Annotated in this window: 16 protein-coding genes; 7 read left to right on the forward strand and 9 right to left on the reverse strand. The window is 76.3% G+C overall.

The genetic code is table 11. From position 1 onward, the window contains the following. Window positions 1-33: 33 nt before the first annotated feature. Window positions 34-321, forward strand: a complete 288-nt coding sequence (locus BUE45_RS22690) for a hypothetical protein (RefSeq protein ID WP_143173448.1) — start codon at window positions 34-36, stop codon at window positions 319-321. After that, on the forward strand, window positions 318-1,016 hold the full coding sequence (locus BUE45_RS22695) for a hypothetical protein (protein WP_073381457.1): 699 nt from the start codon (window positions 318-320) through the stop codon (window positions 1,014-1,016). The genes BUE45_RS22690 and BUE45_RS22695 overlap by 4 nt, the downstream gene beginning before the upstream one ends. Window positions 1,017-1,145: 129 nt before the next feature. On the opposite strand, the gene BUE45_RS22700 is transcribed toward BUE45_RS22695, so the two are convergent. Further along, window positions 1,146-1,340, reverse strand: coding sequence for a DUF1918 domain-containing protein (locus tag BUE45_RS22700; protein WP_073381459.1), 195 nt, complete (start codon window positions 1,338-1,340; stop codon window positions 1,146-1,148). 191 nt (window positions 1,341-1,531) lie between these two features. Between BUE45_RS22700 and BUE45_RS22705 the strand changes: the two genes are divergently transcribed. Together BUE45_RS22705 and BUE45_RS22710 are read left to right on the forward strand one after the other, a co-directional pair. After that, window positions 1,532-2,449 (forward strand): ATP-binding cassette domain-containing protein, encoded by a 918-nt coding sequence (locus tag BUE45_RS22705; RefSeq protein WP_073381461.1) that lies wholly within the window; start codon window positions 1,532-1,534, stop codon window positions 2,447-2,449. After that, complete coding sequence (locus BUE45_RS22710) at window positions 2,446-3,261, forward strand: ABC transporter permease (protein WP_073381462.1); 816 nt, start codon at window positions 2,446-2,448, stop codon at window positions 3,259-3,261. Before BUE45_RS22705 ends, BUE45_RS22710 begins: the two co-directional genes overlap by 4 nt. 52 nt (window positions 3,262-3,313) lie before the next feature. On the opposite strand, the gene BUE45_RS22715 is transcribed toward BUE45_RS22710, so the two are convergent. The 3 genes from BUE45_RS22715 to BUE45_RS22725 all read right to left on the reverse strand — a co-directional run bounded on the left by BUE45_RS22715 (window position 3,314) and on the right by BUE45_RS22725 (window position 6,992). Further along, window positions 3,314-4,579: an alpha/beta hydrolase family protein gene (locus BUE45_RS22715; protein ID WP_073381463.1), complete on the reverse strand. Its 1,266-nt coding sequence runs from the start codon at window positions 4,577-4,579 to the stop codon at window positions 3,314-3,316. A 118-nt stretch (window positions 4,580-4,697) separates the two neighbouring features. Beyond that, on the reverse strand, window positions 4,698-5,375 hold the full coding sequence (locus BUE45_RS22720; RefSeq protein ID WP_281256364.1) for a response regulator: 678 nt from the start codon (window positions 5,373-5,375) through the stop codon (window positions 4,698-4,700). Between the two features lie 9 nt (window positions 5,376-5,384). Next, window positions 5,385-6,992 carry a sensor histidine kinase gene (locus BUE45_RS22725; RefSeq protein ID WP_073381465.1) on the reverse strand — a complete coding sequence of 536 codons (1,608 nt, stop codon included), beginning with the start codon at window positions 6,990-6,992 and terminating at the stop codon, window positions 5,385-5,387. A gap of 59 nt (window positions 6,993-7,051) precedes the next feature. Here BUE45_RS22725 and BUE45_RS22730 point away from each other — a divergent pair, with 59 nt between their 5' ends. After that, complete coding sequence (locus tag BUE45_RS22730; protein ID WP_245833412.1) at window positions 7,052-8,572, forward strand: hypothetical protein; 1,521 nt, start codon at window positions 7,052-7,054, stop codon at window positions 8,570-8,572. A 178-nt stretch (window positions 8,573-8,750) separates the two neighbouring features. Here BUE45_RS22730 and BUE45_RS22735 read toward each other — a convergent pair whose 3' ends face one another. Further along, the gene (locus BUE45_RS22735) at window positions 8,751-9,335 is read right to left on the reverse strand and encodes a TetR/AcrR family transcriptional regulator (RefSeq protein WP_073381467.1); all 585 of its coding nucleotides are present in this window, start codon (window positions 9,333-9,335) and stop codon (window positions 8,751-8,753) included. A 79-nt stretch (window positions 9,336-9,414) separates the two neighbouring features. Between BUE45_RS22735 and BUE45_RS22740 the strand changes: the two genes are divergently transcribed. Further along, the gene (locus tag BUE45_RS22740; RefSeq protein ID WP_073381469.1) at window positions 9,415-10,293 is read left to right on the forward strand and encodes an oxidoreductase; all 879 of its coding nucleotides are present in this window, start codon (window positions 9,415-9,417) and stop codon (window positions 10,291-10,293) included. A gap of 55 nt (window positions 10,294-10,348) precedes the next feature. Here BUE45_RS22740 and BUE45_RS22745 read toward each other — a convergent pair whose 3' ends face one another. After that, the gene (locus BUE45_RS22745) at window positions 10,349-12,886 is read right to left on the reverse strand and encodes a penicillin acylase family protein (protein ID WP_178378619.1); all 2,538 of its coding nucleotides are present in this window, start codon (window positions 12,884-12,886) and stop codon (window positions 10,349-10,351) included. Window positions 12,887-13,212: 326 nt separating this feature from the next. After that, complete coding sequence (fepB, locus tag BUE45_RS22750) at window positions 13,213-14,202, reverse strand: Fe2+-enterobactin ABC transporter substrate-binding protein (RefSeq protein ID WP_178378620.1); 990 nt, start codon at window positions 14,200-14,202, stop codon at window positions 13,213-13,215. Between the two features lie 57 nt (window positions 14,203-14,259). On the opposite strand from fepB, the gene BUE45_RS22755 reads away from it, so the two are divergent. After that, complete coding sequence (locus BUE45_RS22755; protein ID WP_073381473.1) at window positions 14,260-14,724, forward strand: MarR family winged helix-turn-helix transcriptional regulator; 465 nt, start codon at window positions 14,260-14,262, stop codon at window positions 14,722-14,724. A 245-nt stretch (window positions 14,725-14,969) separates the two neighbouring features. Here BUE45_RS22755 and BUE45_RS22760 read toward each other — a convergent pair whose 3' ends face one another. Continuing rightward, entirely contained in the window at window positions 14,970-16,007 is a 1,038-nt protein-coding gene (locus BUE45_RS22760; protein ID WP_073381482.1) for a nitronate monooxygenase, read from the reverse strand. 91 nt (window positions 16,008-16,098) lie between these two features. Further along, on the reverse strand, window positions 16,099-17,349 hold the full coding sequence (locus BUE45_RS22765; protein ID WP_073381484.1) for an MFS transporter: 1,251 nt from the start codon (window positions 17,347-17,349) through the stop codon (window positions 16,099-16,101). Between the last annotated feature and the right edge of the window lie 14 nt (window positions 17,350-17,363).

Consider the following 17,363-nt stretch of genomic DNA (forward strand, 5'->3'; position numbering starts at 1 on the left):
TTTCCGGCGCCGCGGGACCGTAGACTCCTGCGGGTGAGCAGAACGAGTCCGGGGCGGCGCCGGACGGCGCGTGGCGATCGCGATCGGCGGCGGGAGGAGATCCCGCGTACCGCGATGGAGGTCTTCGCGGCGCGTGGTTCCGACAGGGCGTTCCCCGCCGAGGCCCCCGACCGCGTCGGGCCCGCCCGGGCGGGTGTCCTCCGCCGCCTCCCGTCCGGGGCCGACCCGCTCACCGGCGTCCCGGACCCGCGCGACGCCCCCGGCCCCGCCCCCGGCCGCCCGGTCGGCGTCGAGCCGTTCGCCGGGGAGGGGGAGCCGTGAAGGAGGCGGTCGAGCGGCTGTACGCGGTGTTCGCGCGCCACCGCCTGTCGGCGCGGATCAACGGCTGTCCGCACTGCGTCACGGACGAGGACCAGCGCATGCTCCGCGGCTCGCCCCTGCGCGAGCTGGGCGAGGGCGACCTGCGCCGGTTCGTCGCCAAGGCCCTCACCACCTGGGGCGGAGTGGACGACCTGCGGCACTTCCTGCCGCGCATCCTCGACCTCGCGCTGCCCGGCGACGGGTTCATCGACATCGACACGGTGGCCGCCAAGCTGGACCTGGCCCGCTGGGGGGAGTGGCCCGCCGACGAGCGCGCCGCCGTCCGGGCCTGCTTCGCCGCCCTGTGGCTGCGCACCCTGGACCGCGAACCCGAGGAACGGCCCGCCGTGCTGCTCCTGGACACGCTGGCCACCGCCTTCGACGACCTGGCGCCGTTCCTGGACACCTGGACCGAGCGGCTGCGGAACTGGGGCTCCCACCCCCGCGCGCTGCGCCAGTTCGCGGACACGGCGGGCACGGTGGTGGCCACCTCGCCCACCGTGCGCCACCCCCAGGTGGTGATGTGGCTGCTGGACCTGATCCCCCTGCTGGAGACCCTGTTCAAGGAGTTGGAGGACGCGGACACCGGTCTGGCCGAGTCCGTCCTGGACACCCACGACCAGCTCGTCCTGCTGCGCGCCGCCGTCGCCCGCTGACGGGCTCCGCCCGGGTGCGGGCGGGGCGGGCGGTGTCCGCGCGGGACGCGGCCGGGCCCTTGCGCATCGCCCCCCCGGACACGCGGAGGGCGGCGGACCGCGTGGTCCGCCGCCCTTCGCCTCCGCCCGTCAGCCGTCCCGGTGCGCGGGCTCCACCACCGTGTCCGGCCCCGGGTACACGAGCCGCTCCGATCCGTCGGGGAAGCGCACCAGGTAGGGCGGGCCGTCCCCGGCCCCGCGCACCTCGACGATCTCGCCGACGTGCCCGCCCCCTTCACCGGTGACCCCGTGCGTGTGGATGCGGTCCCCGACGCTCGCGTGCATGATCCCCCCGTTCCGGCCGGGCCCCCGCCCGGCCCGTTCCGGGGTCTACCCGGCGCCCCCGCCCCCCGAACCGTGGCCCCGCCCGGAACCCCTACGCACAAAGGGGTAGCGGGGGGCTGACGAAGCTCCGATGCGGCGCGGGGGCGTCCGGCCGCACGCTGGGCGGGACGGACGAGACGAGGAGGTGCCGCGTGCTGGCGGTACGGGAGCTGACCAAGCGCTACGGGGACAGGACGGTGGTGGACGGGCTCACCTTCACGGTGGAGCCCGGCCGGGTCACCGGTTTCCTCGGGCCCAACGGGGCGGGCAAGACGACCACGATGCGGGTGCTGCTGGGGCTGGCCGCGGCCACCTCCGGGGAGGCGCTGGTGGACGGCCGCGCCTACCGCGACCTGCCCCGGCCCGCGCTGCGGGTGGGGGCGGTGCTGCCCTCGGGGCCCGCCCACCCCGGGCGCTCGGCCCGGGCCCACCTGCGGGCCAAGGCCGCGAGCGTGGGCGTCCCCCGCGACCGCGTGGAGGAGGTGCTGGAGCAGGCCGGGCTGGCCGGGGCCGCGGGCCGCCGGGTGGGCGGGTACTCGCTGGGCATGCGGCAGCGGCTCGGCGTGGCCGATGCGCTGCTGGGCGACCCCGGGGTGCTGCTGTTCGACGAGCCCGTCAACGGGCTGGACCTGGACGGGGTGCGGTGGATGCGCGGGCTCATGCGGCGGATGGCCGGGGAGGGGCGCACCGTCTTCGTCTCCAGCCACCTGATGAGCGAGATGGAGGCGGTCGCCGACCACCTGGTGGTCGTAGGCCGGGGTCGGCTGATCACCGACGCCCCGCTGTCCGAGGTCATCGGCGCCTGGTCGCGCACCCACGTGGAGGTGCGCACCCCCGACACCGGGTCGCTGGGGGAGTGCCTGGCGGCCCTGGGACCGCGGGTGCGGGTGGAGGCCGGCGCCGGCCTGCTGCGGGTGTTCGGCCCGTCGGCCGCCGAGGTCGGGGACCTGGCGCACGGTGCCGGGGTCCGCGTCCACGGGCTCCTGACCAGGGAGGCGTCCCTGGAACAGGCGTACCTGGAACTCACCGGCGGGGCCGTCGAGTTCGCGTCCGCGGAGGGTGCGCGATGACCGGCGACCGTACGACCGGGACCCCGCCCCGCTTCCCGGTGGAGCTGGGCCGGGAGACCGCGGCGGAGTGGATCCGCCTGACCTCGCTGCGCTCCACCTGGTGGGTGGTGGCGGCGGCGCTGTGCGGCATGGCCGTGTTCGCCGCGCTCATGGGAGGCGCCGAGCTGGCGCGGATCGCCGAGAACCCCGACGAGGCGGACTCCCTGGCCTACGCCCGGCTGCTCTCCCAGGGGCACTTCTACCTGGTGCAGTTCACGGTGCTGACCCTGGCCGGGCTCGCCGCCACCGGCGAGTTCGGGGACCGGGGCGTCACGGGGACCCTGCTGGCCCGGCCGGACCGGGGGCTGGTGCTGACCGCCCGCACGCTGGTGGTCGCGGGCGTGGCCGGGGCGCTCGGCGTCCTGGCCACCGCGGTCGGCGCGGCGGTCCTGGCCGGGTTCGTGGGCGGGCACGCCTCCCCGGACCTGCCCGCCCTCGCCGGTACCGCGCTGGGCGCGGGGCTGTGCATGGCGCTCTTCGCCGTCCTGTTCACGGGCGCGGGGACGGCGCTGCGCAGCGCCCCCGGCACGTTCGTGCTCGGGTTCCTGCTGCTCCTGGGTCTGCCGATGGTGCTCCAGCTGTCCGGGAACCCGGTGCTGGACGACCTGGCGGCGCTGGCCCCGGGCACCGCCGGGATCGAGTTCTACGCGGGCGGCGACGTGGGCTTCTACACGGCGCCCCACGACGGCCCCGTCAACGTCGTCGTGGTGGCGGGGTGGGCGGTCGCCGCCCAGATCGTCGCCCGCGCGGAGCTGCGCGTCCGCGACGTGTGACCCGCCCGCACCGGCCGCGGACCCCTCCCGGGGGTCCGCGGCCGCACGCGTGTCAGTGCCGGGTCACCTCGGTGACCCCGGGCGCCGGGTCCGGCAGCGGTGACGCCCCGCCGCGCAGGTGGTGGTCGAAGAACGCCGCCAGGTGCGCCCGCTGGGCGCCGACCGACTCCTGCGGGTCCACGCTCCCCACCCCGCCCTCCACCGCGTTGCGCCAGGCCGCCGAGGAGGGGGCCAGGGCCGCGTCCACCTGCGGGGCGATCCACTGCTGGTCGGTGAAGGACATGTGCTCCCCGTCGGGGATGTACACCTCCAGGACCGGCCCGGCGGACGCCTCGACGAACATCGCCCAGTCCGGGGAGTGGTCGGAGTGGTGCGGCAGCCCCCGGCTCCCGCTGACCCCGGCCCCCATCAGCGCGAAGGGGCGGTCCGCGCCCGCCAGGGTGGCGTCGGACCACACCTCGTCGCCCACGTGGTAGGCCATGCTGCCGTCCAGGTTCGCCCCGGCGTCGACCCGGTCGTCCACGAGCATCGTCTCGGCCGTGGTCACCCCGCCGAAGGACTGGCCGAACATGCCGACGCGCTCCGTGTCCAGGGCCTGGGCCAGTCCGGGCGGCAGCGGGCGGCCGGAGTCGTCCTCGGTGTCCCCGGCGGCGAACCCGTCCAGCCGGTCCAGCACGAACCGGGTGTCGTCCAGGCGCACCCGCGCCGCCAGCCGCCGGTTCCCGGTGTCGTTGGCGGGCATCGCCGTGCGCAGCAGGCGGCCGTCGGGCAGGTCCACGACGGGCGCCTCGTAGGGGTGGTCCATGGCGACCACGGCGTACCCCCGGGAGGCCAGGTCCTCGCACAGGGCGGTGTACTGGGCCCGGGACATGCGCATCCCGGGGGAGAAGAGGACCACCGGAAGGTCCTCGTCCGCGGCGGCGGCGTCGAGCCGGGAGGAGGTCGGGGTCCCCGCGGTGTCCACGGTGTCGCGTGCGATGCCGTACTGCTCCAGGTCCCGTTGGAGGGACAGGGCGAGTGATTCCGGGACGTACGGCGCGGTCTCGCCGTCCCCCTCCGCCGGGTACCAGACGTCGAGCACCACGTCGCGGTCCTCGGCGGCCGGGACCCAGGGGTGCCCGCGGCCGGCGTCGACCAGGTGCAGCGTGGTGCGGCCGGTGGCGTGCGGGCCGGTGGGCGGCGGGGGCGCGAGGGCGAACGGCTCGGGGCCGGTCACGGCGGACAGGGCGGTCGGTGCGGACAGGGAGGCCGCCAGGACCAGCGCTGCGCACAGCAGGGCGCGGGTCCGGACGGCGCGGGGTGTCGTTGATCGTGCCATGCCCGCATGCTCCGCCGCGGGCCGGTCCGGGCACATCGTCCGGACGGCGGCGGCCTCCTACGCACAAAGGGGTAGGGGTCCTCCCCGGGGAGGTGCCGGGGGCGGGTCCCGCCCGGCGTCAGAGCAGCCCGGCCTCGTAGGCCAGGATCGCGGCCCGCACCCGGTTGTCCACACCGAGCCGGGTCAGGATCGACCCCACGTGCACCTTGACGGTCCCGGCCGCGATGCCCAGCCGGCGGGCGATCTCGTCGTTGGGGCAGCCCTCGCCGACCAGCGCCAGCACCTGCCGTTCGCGCGCGGTGAGCCGGTCCACCAGCGCTCGGGCGCGGGTGGCGCGGGAACGGCGCGGAGAGGAGCCGTCGAGGAGGCCGACCACCCGGCGCGCCACCTCGGGGGACAGGTAGGCGCCGCCGTCCGCGACCGCCCGCAGCCCGGCCACCAGTTGGTGCGGGTCGCCGGTCTTGAGCACGAACCCGTCGGCGCCGCCGGCCAGCGCCCGCTCGATGTAGGCGTCCTCGCCGAAGGTCGTCAGCACGACCACCGCCGTGCCGGGGTACGCGGAGGAGATGGCCTCCACCGCGTCCAGGCCGTTCATCCGCGGCATGCGCACGTCCATGAGCACGAGGTCGGGCCGGTGCTCGGCGGTCAGGGCCACCGCCTCGGCGCCGTCGGCCGCCTCGCCCACCACCGCGAACCCGGGGGCGGCGGACAGGATGGCGCGCAGTCCCGCGCGCATCATCGCCTCGTCGTCGGCCAGCAGCACGCGCAGCGCCCCGGCGCCCTTCCCGGTCTCCACGCGCACACCCTACTGGTCGGCCGCGGCCTCCCGGTCGATCATCTCCCTGGACACCAGGACCCCGTCGGCGAAGCACAGCCGGTACACCGGGGGCAGCCCGTTCTCGTGCCGCACCAGCTGGTACCGGCAGTCGGCGCCGGGCGGGGCCGGGGGCGCGCCGTCCACGGACCGCTCGGGGTAGGCGTACCGGGGCAGCAGCGCCTCGACCTGCGCGCGGGTGTCGCCCACCTGCATCCGCCCGTAGTCCCGGGGCGGCAGCACCGAGTTGCTCCCGGTCCACCACAGCAGGGCGAACCCGGCCGCCGCGGCGGGCAGGGCGATGGCGACCGGGACCGCGATCGCGAGGAGCACGCTCCGGCGGCTCCCGGCGCGCGCCGCCTCCCGGGCCAGGCGGGTGCGGGAGGGCGCGGGGTCCGGGTCCCCGGCCTCTCCGTCGGGGACCCGGGCGCGGACCGCGAACCCGGGGCCGGGGCGCGGCCCGGCGTCGAGGCTTCCGCCCAGGGCGGCCACCTCCGCGCGGAGCGCGGCCAGCCCGGTCCCGTCGTCGCGCCCGGGCACCGCGGGGGTGTCGGCCCCGGTGTCGGCCACCTCCACCCGGGTCGGCCCGCCGTCCCGCACGACCCGCACGACCACGTCGGCGCCGGGGGCGTACCGGGCGGCGTTGGTGAGGGCCTCGCGGACCACCCGCCCCACCGCCCGGCCGCCGGGTGTGCGCGGATCGGGGTCGGGGCCCTCGCGCAGCAGCCGCACGCGCATGCCCGCGTCGACCGCCTCGGAGACCAGCTCGGGCACCGTGCCCGCCTCCTCTCCGCCCGGCCCGTCGCGGAGCACGCCGATGACCTCGCGCAACCGCAGCGTGGTGGCGTGCGCGGCCTCGCGCACCCCGGCGGCCGACGCCGCGCGCTCGGGGGAGTCCTGCGAGGACATCTCCAGGGCGGCGGCGCGTACCGCCAGCAGCGCCAGGTCGTGGCCGAGGGAGTCGTGGATGCGGGCGGCGATCCGGGCGCGCTCCCGCAGCCGGGCGCGGTCGGCCTCGGCGGCCCGGGTGCGCTCCATGTGCTCGGCGACCTCCCAGCCGCCGTGGTTGAAGCGGCTGCGCCACATCAGGTGGCGGCCCAGCAGCCAGGGGCACACGAGCGCGGCGACCGGGCCGAGCGCCCCGCCGAGTGCGTCGACCAGGCCGGACAGCAGGTCGCGGGTGCCGGACCAGGCCATCAGGGTGGAGCCGGTGTACAGGGCCAGGACGACCAGGGCGGCCGTCACCGCCATGGAGGCGATCGGCCCGGCCCGGCCCGAGCGCCGCCCGGCCAGCAGCGCCAGGGCGGCCAGGGACACGAACGGGGTGAGGAGCAGGGTCTGTGTCAGGAAGAGGCCCGCGGCGGCCGTCTCCGCGACGGCGACCGCCAGGGTGATCGCGACCGCGGTGTCGGGGCGGCTCCGGGACAGGCCCACGGCCGCGGCCAGGGCCAGGACGGAGAGCAGGGCGCCCGCCTCCCACCAGGGCAGGCTTGCGCGGTAGCCGGAGAGCTCGAAGACGGTGAGGCCGCCGAGGGCGGCCCACAGCCCCAGGTCGGCCCCGAACCGGCGTGTGGCGGGGCGGTCCGCGGACGTGCTCATGGGTCCGACCCTAGGCGCCCGCTCCGCGCGGGAGGGAGGCCTCCTCCAGGAGGCGGCGGGTGAGGGCGACACGGTCGGGGGCGGCGGTCGCCGTCGCCGCCGAGAACCCCGCCGTCATCGCCCTGGCCTTCGCCCGGCCCGCCGGGGTGTTCGGCGAGTCCGCCCTGCGCGACGGGGCCGAACGGGCCGACGGCGTCGCCGCCCCGCCGCGGTGGGCCCCGGGACCCCGCGCGGGGGCGCCCGCCCGGTGGCGCCGGCGTCCCGGCCTCCCGCTCCGTTGTTCGCGGGCGGTAGTCTGCGCCCGCACCCACCACCTCCAGGAGCGCGCCATGCCCGTCCCGGCCGACCACCTGCCCCACCCCGAGGACCTCTGGGCCTTCGCCGCGTCCGGAGCCGCCGTCGCCGCCGGCATGGGCGACTTCTGGCCCGAGCTCCGGCGCATCGCCCCGGACGGGTCGCTCTTCCTGGAGGACGGGGGCGGCAACTGGTCCCGGCTGGTCCGGGTGGAGGGCGGCCGTTTCCTGCTGGTCGGCTGGGACCGGGCGGGCGACACCACCAACCCGTTCCGCCACCCCACCGCCCTGTTCGCCCAGGCCCCGGCCTGGCTGCCCTGGGAGTGGATCGAGGGCGCCGAGGAGCGCGGCGCCCTCGGGTTCGCCTACTGGTGGGACGGGCGGGAGTGGTCGCGCTCCTCCTACCCCGCGGGGGTGGAGGAGGACGGCGCCGGCTACCACGCGCACGCGTTCTCCGACGCGGAGAGCACCGCCGGCACGATCAGCGACCTCCTGGAGGAGGGTCGCCTCGCGGAGCTGGAGGAGTGGGAGGAGGCGGAGCAGGAGGACTTCGACGCCTTCCGGGCCCGTGTCGCGGGGTTCGCGGAGGCGGTCGGCCGCCGCTCCGTCGCGGAGGCGGACCTGCGCTTCCTGGAGGAGGCCGCCTGCGACACCGGGGCCGCGGCGGACGTGCTGCGCCGCGCCGGGCTCCTGGCGGGGACCTCGCCCGACGCCGTCCCCGTCCCCGCCGGGACGGAGGTCCCGGCCGACCGCGTGCGCCCGCGCACGCTCTCCGGTCAGGAGTGGTGCCTGCTCGTCGAACCGGTGATGCGGGCGGGCGCCGAGCTGGAGCGCCCCGCGCCGCCGGAGACCGCGCCCCTGCGCGAGCTGTCCGCCGCCCTGCGCGGCCTGGCCGCCGAGCACGGCGGCGCGGTCGCCTACACGGTGTCGGTGGGGGAGATGTCGGCCTCGCCCTCCCTGACCGCCGCCGACGGCTCCCGGGTGGACGGGTCCCCGGGCCTGCCGGTCTTCGAGCTGCGCCGGGCCGAGGGCCACCCCGAGCGCGGGCGCTGGTTCTTCCTGCGCGTGCGCGCCACCCCGGAGGCGGTCGAGGTGGACCGGGCCTACGACCACTGGCCCGCGTGGGCGGGGCAGGACTTCGCGATCGGCGGCGGGGCGCCCGTCGGCGACCTCGCCGCCGAGATGGACCGCCGGGACCCGCGCTGGCGGCCCGACTGGGTGTGGCTGCTGGACGAGCGGATCCCGTTCGACCCGCCCGCCGACCCGTTCACCCCGCCGGGGGGCTGACGGGGCGCCCGGCCCCCGGCGGCGCCGGCCGTGCGGTGCCCGTCCGGTTCGGACCGCCCTCCCCGCGGCCGGTGCCGGCGCGGCGCCTTCGCGCGGGAGGAGGCCTGGCGAGGAGGTCCACGCCCCGGGGCGGCAGGGCGTCGGCCTCCTCCGGGGCGGGTGCCCCGCGCGGGTCCCGTCAGCGCGGGAGGAGGCCGGTGACGAGGACGTCCACGACCCCGGGCAGCAGGGCGTCGGCCTCCTCCGGCGCGGCGCCGGAGTTCAGGGTGGCGAACCCCTGGAGGGCGGACGCCACCGTGAGCGCGACCACCCCGGGGTCCCCCGGGACGATCTCCCCGGTCCGCTGCCCCTCGGTGATGATGCCCATCACGCTGTCCAGCAGGCGGCCGACCAGCTCGGTCAGCTCCCGGGGCGCGTCGGGGGCGTGCTTGCGCGCGTACATGAGGTCGAGCAGCGCGGCGTTGCCCAGGGCGAACGAGACGTACACGCGGGCCATGGCGTGCAGGCCCTCGCGGAAGTCGCCCGGCGTGGCCGCGGCAGCGGCCATCCGGCCCGTGAGACGCTCGAAGCCGGTGAGGGCGAGCGCGTCGAGCAGGGCCGTCTTGTCCCGGAAGTGGCGGCTGGGCGCGGCGTGGCTCACCCCGGCCTCCCGCGCCAGTTCACGCAGGGACAGGGCGGCGGGACCCCGCTCCGCCAAAGTGCGTTCGGCACTCGCGAGCAGGACGGCGCGGAGGTCGCCGTGGTGATAGGGACGAGCGGTCATGGGTCCAGGATAAACAGATGTTGTCACTGACTATATTGTTGTCGTTGACAACTTCCCGGTGGGTGCCTACCGTGAGTGCATGAACAGCACACCCGTCGTCCTGCCCGACCTCACCGGCCGCACGGCCGTCGTCACCGGGGCCAACAGCGGACTGGGCCTGGAGACCGCCCGCGTCCTGGCCCGCCGCGGAGCCCGTGTCGTGCTCGCCGTGCGCGACGAGGAGCGGGGGCGCGCCGCCGCCGCTGACCTGCCCGGCGAGACGGAGGTGCGCCGCCTGGACCTGGCCGACCTCTCCTCGGTACGCGGCTTCGCCGCCTCCTGGAGCGGCGGCCTCCACCTGCTGGTCAACAACGCGGGGGTCATGGCCGTGCCCCGGTCCCGCACCGTCGACGGGTTCGAGCGCCAGTTCGCCACCAACCACCTGGGCCACTTCGCCCTCACCAACCTGCTGCTGGAGCACATCACCGGCCGGGTGGTCACGCTCTCCTCCGGACTGCACGCCGCGGCCCGGCGGATCAACTTCGACGACGTCGACTTCGAGCGCGGCTACACCCCCTACCGCGCCTACAACCAGTCCAAGCTGGCCAACCTGCTGTTCACCCTGGAGCTCCAGCGCCGCCTCACCGAGTCCGGGTCGCCGGTGCTGGCGGTGGCCGCCCACCCCGGCTACGCCGCCACCAACCTCCAGAGCCACGGCGCCGGCGCGGTGTCCCGGACGCTCCTCACCGGCATCGGGAACCGGCTGTTCGCCCAGAGCGCCGCGGCGGGGGCCCTGCCCACGCTCTACGCGGCCACCCAGGAGGTGCCCCCGGCGGGGTTCTTCGGACCGCGGTGGCTCGCGGGCGGAGCCCCCGGCCCGTCCTGGCGCAGCCCCGCCGCCCGCGACGCCGGCGCCGCCCGCCGCCTGTGGGAGCTGTCGGAGGAGCGCACCGGCGTCTCCTTCCCGCTCCGGGGCTGACCCGCGCGGCGCGGGGACCCGCACCGTCCGGTGCGGCCCCCGCGCGCGCGGGCCTTCAGGGGGTGAGCGTCAGCTCGTCGACCGCCGCCGCGCGCACCGCGTCCTCGGTGAACGCGAACGACATCGTCTCCCCGCGGCTCCACGGCTCCAGCTGGTCGTCGTAGTGGGGGTGGAACGCGTGCCCGGAGTTGCCGGTCAGGTGGATCCAGGTGGAGGCGTCGCGGTCGGACATGTCGATGACCATCCGCATCGACGGCACCGCCGTGATCCCGTACCCCTCCTTGTCGTCCCAGCCGGTGGCGTTGACGATCGCCGAGCCGCCGGAGCTCTCCACCGGACCGCGGTTGAACAGCCACTCCACGGCCCCGATGCCCGAGGTGCCGAACGACTGGTGGGTCGCGGTCAGGGTGTGCAGGTCGCCCCAGCGCCAGTCGGCGGGGTCCTCGCCCAGCAGGTCCGTCAGCTCCGCGGCGGCGGCCTCCATCGCGGCGGCCAGCACCGCGTCGCGCCCGCTCGCGCCCTCGCCCTCCCACCAGGAGGAGCCGGGGTCCTCCAGCAGGCCGCCCACCACGTACATGCCGCGCGAGTTGCCGGTCATCGAGACGGGGTCCAGCTCCTCGAACAGCAGCGGCAGCAGGTGGCGCCAGGTGGCCTGGTAGAACGCGGCCCCCGCGGAGTCGGGCTCGGTGTACAGGTCCCAGTCGCGCAGCAGCTCCCTCCCCTGGGCGGCGGTGCCCTCCACGTCGGCCTCCAGCAGGTGGGGGACGATCGCCTCGGCGCCCAGGTGGTAGGAGTCCATGTGGATCTCCGACATGTCCGCGCCGGTCACCGGGCCCTCGGCGACGGCCTCCTCCAGCAGGTCGTTGATGCGCTGGGAGCGGTAGCCGTAGTCCCAGTCGTCGGTGAGGAAGTGCGGGTAGTCGGCGTCCACGCCGGACTGGTTGGCGGTGACGATGAACCCGGACTCGGGGTTGTACACGCTGGGCAGGTCCTCGAAGGGGATGTACTCGTCCCAGTCGTAGGCGGAGTCCCAGCCGGGCGCGGGGTAGCGGCCGTCGCCCTCGCCGCGGACGGGGACCGCGCCGGGCGCCTGGTAGCCGATGTTGCCCTCGCCGTCGGCGTAGACGAGGTTCTGCGCGGGCACCGTGAACCCGGCCGCGGCCCGCCGGAAGTCCTCCCAGTCGCGGGCGCGGTTCATGACGAACAGCGCGTCGGCGGTGGTGCCGGGGGAGAGCGCGGTCCACTGGAGCGCGACCCCGTACTCGGCGCCCTCCTCGGCCCCCTCGACCGGCGGGTCCCCGGCGATCCCGGCCAGGTCCTCCCCGGCGGCGGTGTCGGACAGCAGCGGGCCGTGGTGGGTGGAGCGGACGGTGAACTCGACGTCCTCGCCGCCGGCGACCCGCACCGTCTCGGCGCGGGTCTCCAGCGGGCGCTCCTCGCCGTCGACGATGTAGGAGTCGCCCTCGACGCGCTCGACGAAGAGGTCCATCACGTCGGGGTTGAGGTTGGTGAAGCCCCAGGAGATGGACTCGTTCTGGCCGATGACCACGCCGGGCAGCCCGGCGAAGCCGAACCCGGCGACGTCGAACGGGCAGGACTCGCCCAGCTCGGTGCAGTGCAGGCCCACCTGGTGCCAGGTGGAGGGCATGGAGGCGCCCAGGTGCGGGTCGTTGGCCAGCAGGGGCAGGCCCGACTCGGTGTGCTCGCCGCCCACGACCCAGGAGTTGGAGCCCAGGTCGGGGGTGCTCCTGGGGCCGAGCATCTCGGGCAGGGCCAGGGCCCGCTCGTACACCGCCTCCACGGCGGAGACGGCCTGCGCGGGCAGCTCGGGGGCGCGCCGCGCGTCGCCGGGGTCGCCCCCGGGGCCCTCGGTGGCGAGCTCGTCGGTGTCGGTGATCGGCCGGTGCTGCTCGTAGGGGTACTCCGGGTACAGCTCCGCGATCCGCTCCTCGGTGAACCCGAGGCCGAGCAGCTGCGCGCGCTCGGTCTCCTCGCGCATGTTGCCGCCCAGGTCCCAGGCCATGGCCTTGAGCCAGGCCAGGCTGTCCACCGGGTCCCAGGGCTCGATGGTGTGGCCGCCGTTGAGCACTCCCAGCAGCGCGTACTCCAGGCTCGCCCCGGCCCCGTCGTTCTCCTCCAGCCAGGCGTTGACGCCGGCGGCGTAGGCGTCCAGGTAGCCGCGGGTGTCGGCGGAGAGCAGGTCGTACTCCTGCTCGGCGACGTGCCGCCAGCCCATGGTGCGCAGGTAGACGTCGGTGTCCACCTGGGCCTCGCCGAACAGCTCGGCGGTGCGCCCGGACGTCACATGGCGGCGGAAGTCCATCTCCCAGAAGCGGTCCTGGGCGTGCACGTACCCCTGAGCCGTGAACAGGTCCTGCGCGTCGTCGGCGTACACGTGGGGGACGCCGTTCCCGTCGCGCAGGACGGTGACCTCCGCGTTCAGGCCGGGGAGGGCGAGTTCGCCGGTGGTCTGCGGGAACGACCTGCGCACCGTCCACACACCCAGGAGCGCGCCGACGAGCGCCAGCACCACGACGGTCGAAAGAACGCCCAAAAGTACACGAACAAGTACACGTTTCCGCAATACACCCATGGCGGAACTTTAAGGTGCGGCGGCTCACACTCTCTAGGGTCATGTGACGGGTGGACCCAATTGTTACCTGTGGGTAAACCGGCGGTGTCGGGCCCGCGCCGGAACGGAGCCGGAGTGTCCCCGGCCGCCGGGTCCGCGGGCCGGGGTCCGTTCCCCGGCGGCGGGTCCGCGCGGCGGCCCGCCGGCTTCCGGTCCAGGCGCCCCGGCGGTCGCGTACAAGGGGCGCGCGTGCTCGGAATCCGTGCCCCGGTCGCGTGCCCGCGCGGCGGTCCGCCCCTCTCCGTCCGGCCCGCCTCCGCGGCGGGGCGGCCGGGCGGGGCGCGGGGTCAGGAGGGGAGGGCCTCGGTCAGGCGCTCGGCCAGCAGGGGGACGCTGTAGTAGTCCATCCGGAACGACGACGGCCCCAGGGTGAAGGCGCGGTCGTCCTCCCAGGCGGGCAGGCTCTCCAGGAGCGGTGCCGTGTCCGGGTAGGAGCCGACCTCCTCGCCCTGCGGGTTGACGAACAGCAGGGTCGCCTCCCCCAGGGCGTCGGCGTTCTCGTGGGCCACGCCGACGATGTCGCCGCGCGCGCCCTGCGTGCTGTCGGCCGCCGCGTCCTCGGGGAGTTCCTGGAGCGTCAGCCCCAGGTCGGTGGCCAGCCGGCCCTGGGCGGACTCGGCCGTGAACACGTTGAACCCGTGGGGGGTCACGCTGAGGATCGCCACCGGGTGCTCGGTGGAGACCTCCGCCGAGGACTCCTCCACCAGGGCGTCGTACTCCGCGGTGATCTCCGCGAACCGCTCGGTGCGGTCCAGCGCCCGGGCGTACTGCTCGGTCAGGTCGGTCCAGGCCGCGTCGCCCTCGCCGTACACCACGGTGGGCGCGATCTCGGAGAGCTTCTCGTAGGTCGCCTCGTCGATGGCGTCCGCGCCGAACCCGTTGCCGACGATGAGGTCGGGCGCCGCGGTCGCGATCGCCTCCAGCGAGATCTCCGGGCCGGGCAGCGGCTCCACCCCGCGCTCCTCGGCGACCGGCGCCCACTGGGCGAAGAAGCCCCGGTCGTCGGTGAGGGCGCTGGGGCTGGTGGTGCCCGCGGCGACCACGGGCACGTCCAGGCTGAGCAGGACGGGGGCCGCGGTGACGCTGGCCGCCACCACGCTCTCGGGCGCGGCGGGGATCTCGGTCTCGCCGTAGACGTGGGAGACGGTGCGGGTCTCCCCGGCACCGGTGTCCTGCGGCCCGGCGGTCTCGTCGCCGCTCCCGGAACCGCAGGCGGTGAGGGCCATGACCAGTGCGGAGCCGGCGGCTAGGCTGTGCAGGAGTGTTGCTTGCTTCATGACAAGCATATTTAGGTATGGCTATCCTAAATGTCAATCCGTGGAAGTGGGGGAAGGATGAAGGCCACATCGCCGACGGCCCCGGGGGCGCCCGGGCCGACCGCCCACCGCGCGCCCTCGACCCGGGACGCGGGCGAGGCGCTGCTGCGCGTCGCCCACCGCGTGGAGGGCCTGCTTTCCGAACTGGCGGGGGAGCACGGGCTCACCGCGTTCCAGGCCCGTACCCTGCGCGCCCTGCACGACGTCTCCTCCCAGGGGGCGCTGGCCCGGCAGCTGGGCTGCACCGCGTCGCGGATCTCCGTCGTCACCCGGGAGCTGGAGGAGCGTGGGCTGGTCAGGAAGATCTCCTCCATCAGCGACCGGCGCATGCGGATGGCCCGGCCGACGCCGGAGGGCACCCGGGTGGTCGAGGCCATCGGCGCGGGGCTCACGGCCCGGTCCCCGCTCAGCGCCCTGCCCGAGGACCGGATCACCGCGCTGTACCACCTGATGGCCGAGGTGGAGGCCGTCCCCGAGACCTGAGCCGCGCCACCGGCGAGGAAGGGGCCGCATGCGGACCCGCACGATCCCTCCGTGCCTCAAGCGCACCGTCAGGTCCGAACGCGTCCCCACCCCCGGCGCCGCCGGGGCGGCCCGGGCCCCGAGGTGTACCGGGAGCGCGTCCGGCGCGCCGGGCTCCCCGCCGCCCCGGCCTTCGCCGCCGGCGACCGGGAGCGCCGCCCCCGGACCCGGGGCCCGCGGACGGCGCGCCCCGGGCCCGGCCGCCGTCAGAGGCGGGCGCCCGCCAGGGCGGCCTCCCGGCGCATCCGCCCCACCACCTCGGCCGCGGGGTCGTCGGTGGCCCGCCGGAAACCCGTCCCGGCCCACAGCGCCATGCCCCCGGCGTCGCCCGCCCGGGCGGCGGCGGCCCGCAGCGGCCGGGTCATGTGGTGCAGTTCGGGATAGGCGTCGGGCGCCTCGGGGTGCTCGGTGACGAACCGGTTGACCAGGCCGCGCGCCGGGCGCCCGGTGAACGCCCGGGTCAGCGCGGTCCCGGTGAGGGCGGGGTCGGCCAGGGCCCGCTTGTGGGCGGGCCGGGCGCCGCTCTCGGGGCACCGCAGGAACGCCGTCCCCGCCTGCACCGCCGCGGCCCCCGCGTCCAGCAGGGCCGCCGCGTCGCCGCCCGTCATGACCCCGCCCGCGCCGATCACCGGGGCCTCGACGGCCCCGGCCACCGCGGCCACCAGCTCCACCGCGGGCAGGTTCCCGTCCCGCGCCGGGTCGAACGCGGCCCGGTGGCCTCCCGCCTCCGCGCCCTGGGCGCAGACGCCGTCGGCGCCGCGCGCCACCGCCAGCAGCGCCTCGTCCACCGAGGTCACGCTGACGACGACCGCGGATCCCGCCTCCTGGAGGCGGCGCAGCACGTTGCCGTCCGGGCAGCCGAAGGTGAAGCTCACGACGGGGACGCCGAGCCGCTCCAGCAGGTCGATCTTGGCGTCCCAGGCGTCGTCGTCGTGGGCCGGCGCACCCGGCTCCACGCCGTACCGCTCGGCCTCCGCGTGCAGCTCGCCCCGGTAGCCCTCCACCACGGCGGGGTCCGCCGCCGGCCCCGGCACGAACACGTTCACCCCGAACGCCGACACCCCGCGTCCGCGCACCTGCGCGACCTGCTCCTCCACCCGCTCCGGTGCCAGGTAGCCGGCGGCGAGGAAGCCGGTCCCCCCGGCGCGCACCACCGCCTCCACCAGCTCCGGGGTGGAGGTGCCGCCCGCCATGGGCGCCTGCACGAGCGGCCGTTCCCGCAGCAGATCCGACAGATGACTCATGATCCCCCCGCTCTCCCCGACACGTGCACGGGCAGGCTAACGGAACCGGCGCCGGGGCCCCGGGGCGACCCGGCCCGGCCCGCCGCCCGGGTCACTCGACGGCACCCGCCTCCCGCTCCCGCGCCGTCCCCCCGGCCGCGCCGGGGTCGAAGAAACGGCGGGATTCGGGAAAGGCGAATGCCAGCGGCACCACCGCGGCCGCGATCGCCACGGCCAGCCCCAGAAGCGCCGACATCGCCGTTTCGATTCCCCACGCCTCCCACGCCCATCCGAAAACAGCGTATGCGGCCCCGACCACGGCCAGCCCCAGAAATGACATCACCGAGAAAAGCGTATTGCGCGCCGCGTCGCTGTACATGAGGTGTTCCCACGCCGAGAACAGCGCCAGGGCCAGTCCGAGCAGGAATTCGGCCAGGACCAGGCCGACGAGCAGCGGCAGCGCCCCCCAGGCCGCCAGGAACAGCGGCACCGTGGTGGCGACCGTCCCCAGCGGAGTCCACAGGTGCGGCCTCCGGTGGTCGGCGAACCGGGAGCAGGCCGCGCCCGCCGCCAGCGCCAGGCTCATGCCCAGCAGCACCAGGCCGTTGAACCGGACGTCGCCCCCGTACTCCCGCGCCACCAGGGGCTGCCAGCAGATCACCAGGACCACCTTGGCCAGGGTGAGGCCGACCACCGTGACGGCCAGCGGCACGAACCGCCGCCCCGCCAGCGCCGCCGCGGACTCCCTCAGCAGCCCGGCCACCGAGGTGCCCGGCCGGCCCGGCGCGGGCGGGAAGGCCAGCGGGGCCGCCAGTCCCAGGGCCACCAGCAGCACACCCGCGGCCAGGACGAGCAGGTCGGCGGAGAGCCAGGTCCCGGCGACCATCACCGAGGCGGCGCCCGCCACCCCGCCCAGGCGGGAGGCGACCTGGCCCCAGCGCGTCACCCGGGCCACCCGGGCGGTGCGGTCGCGCACGCCCACCCGGTTGACCACCAGCGCGGTCAGCGTGCCCGTGTGCAGGTGGAACCCCACCGCCCACAGCACCGCTCCGGCCAGGGTGGGGGCCAGGGCGTCGGCCCAGCCGAACAGGGCGAAGCCCGCGCCCCAGACCACCAGGCCCACGGAGAGCAGCCGCCGGTGCCCGTACCGGTCGCCCAGCGCCCCGCTGGGCGCCTCCGCCACCAGCCCGAAGAGGGTGGACACGGCGATCAGCGCGCCCAGGGTGCCGGGGTCCGTGCCCCGGTCCAGGAGAACGGTGATGAACACCGCGCCGAAAGCGAAGTCGGCCGTGGTCGCGCCCAGGGAGAAAAGGGCGTACCTGCGGAGTAGGGGCGGGCGCGGGGGCGGTTCCCCTGGATGCACGGCGGGCCTCCCGA

The sequence above is a fragment of the Nocardiopsis flavescens genome (genome assembly GCF_900141985.1).
Taxonomy (GTDB): Bacteria; Actinomycetota; Actinomycetes; order Streptosporangiales; family Streptosporangiaceae; genus Nocardiopsis; species Nocardiopsis flavescens.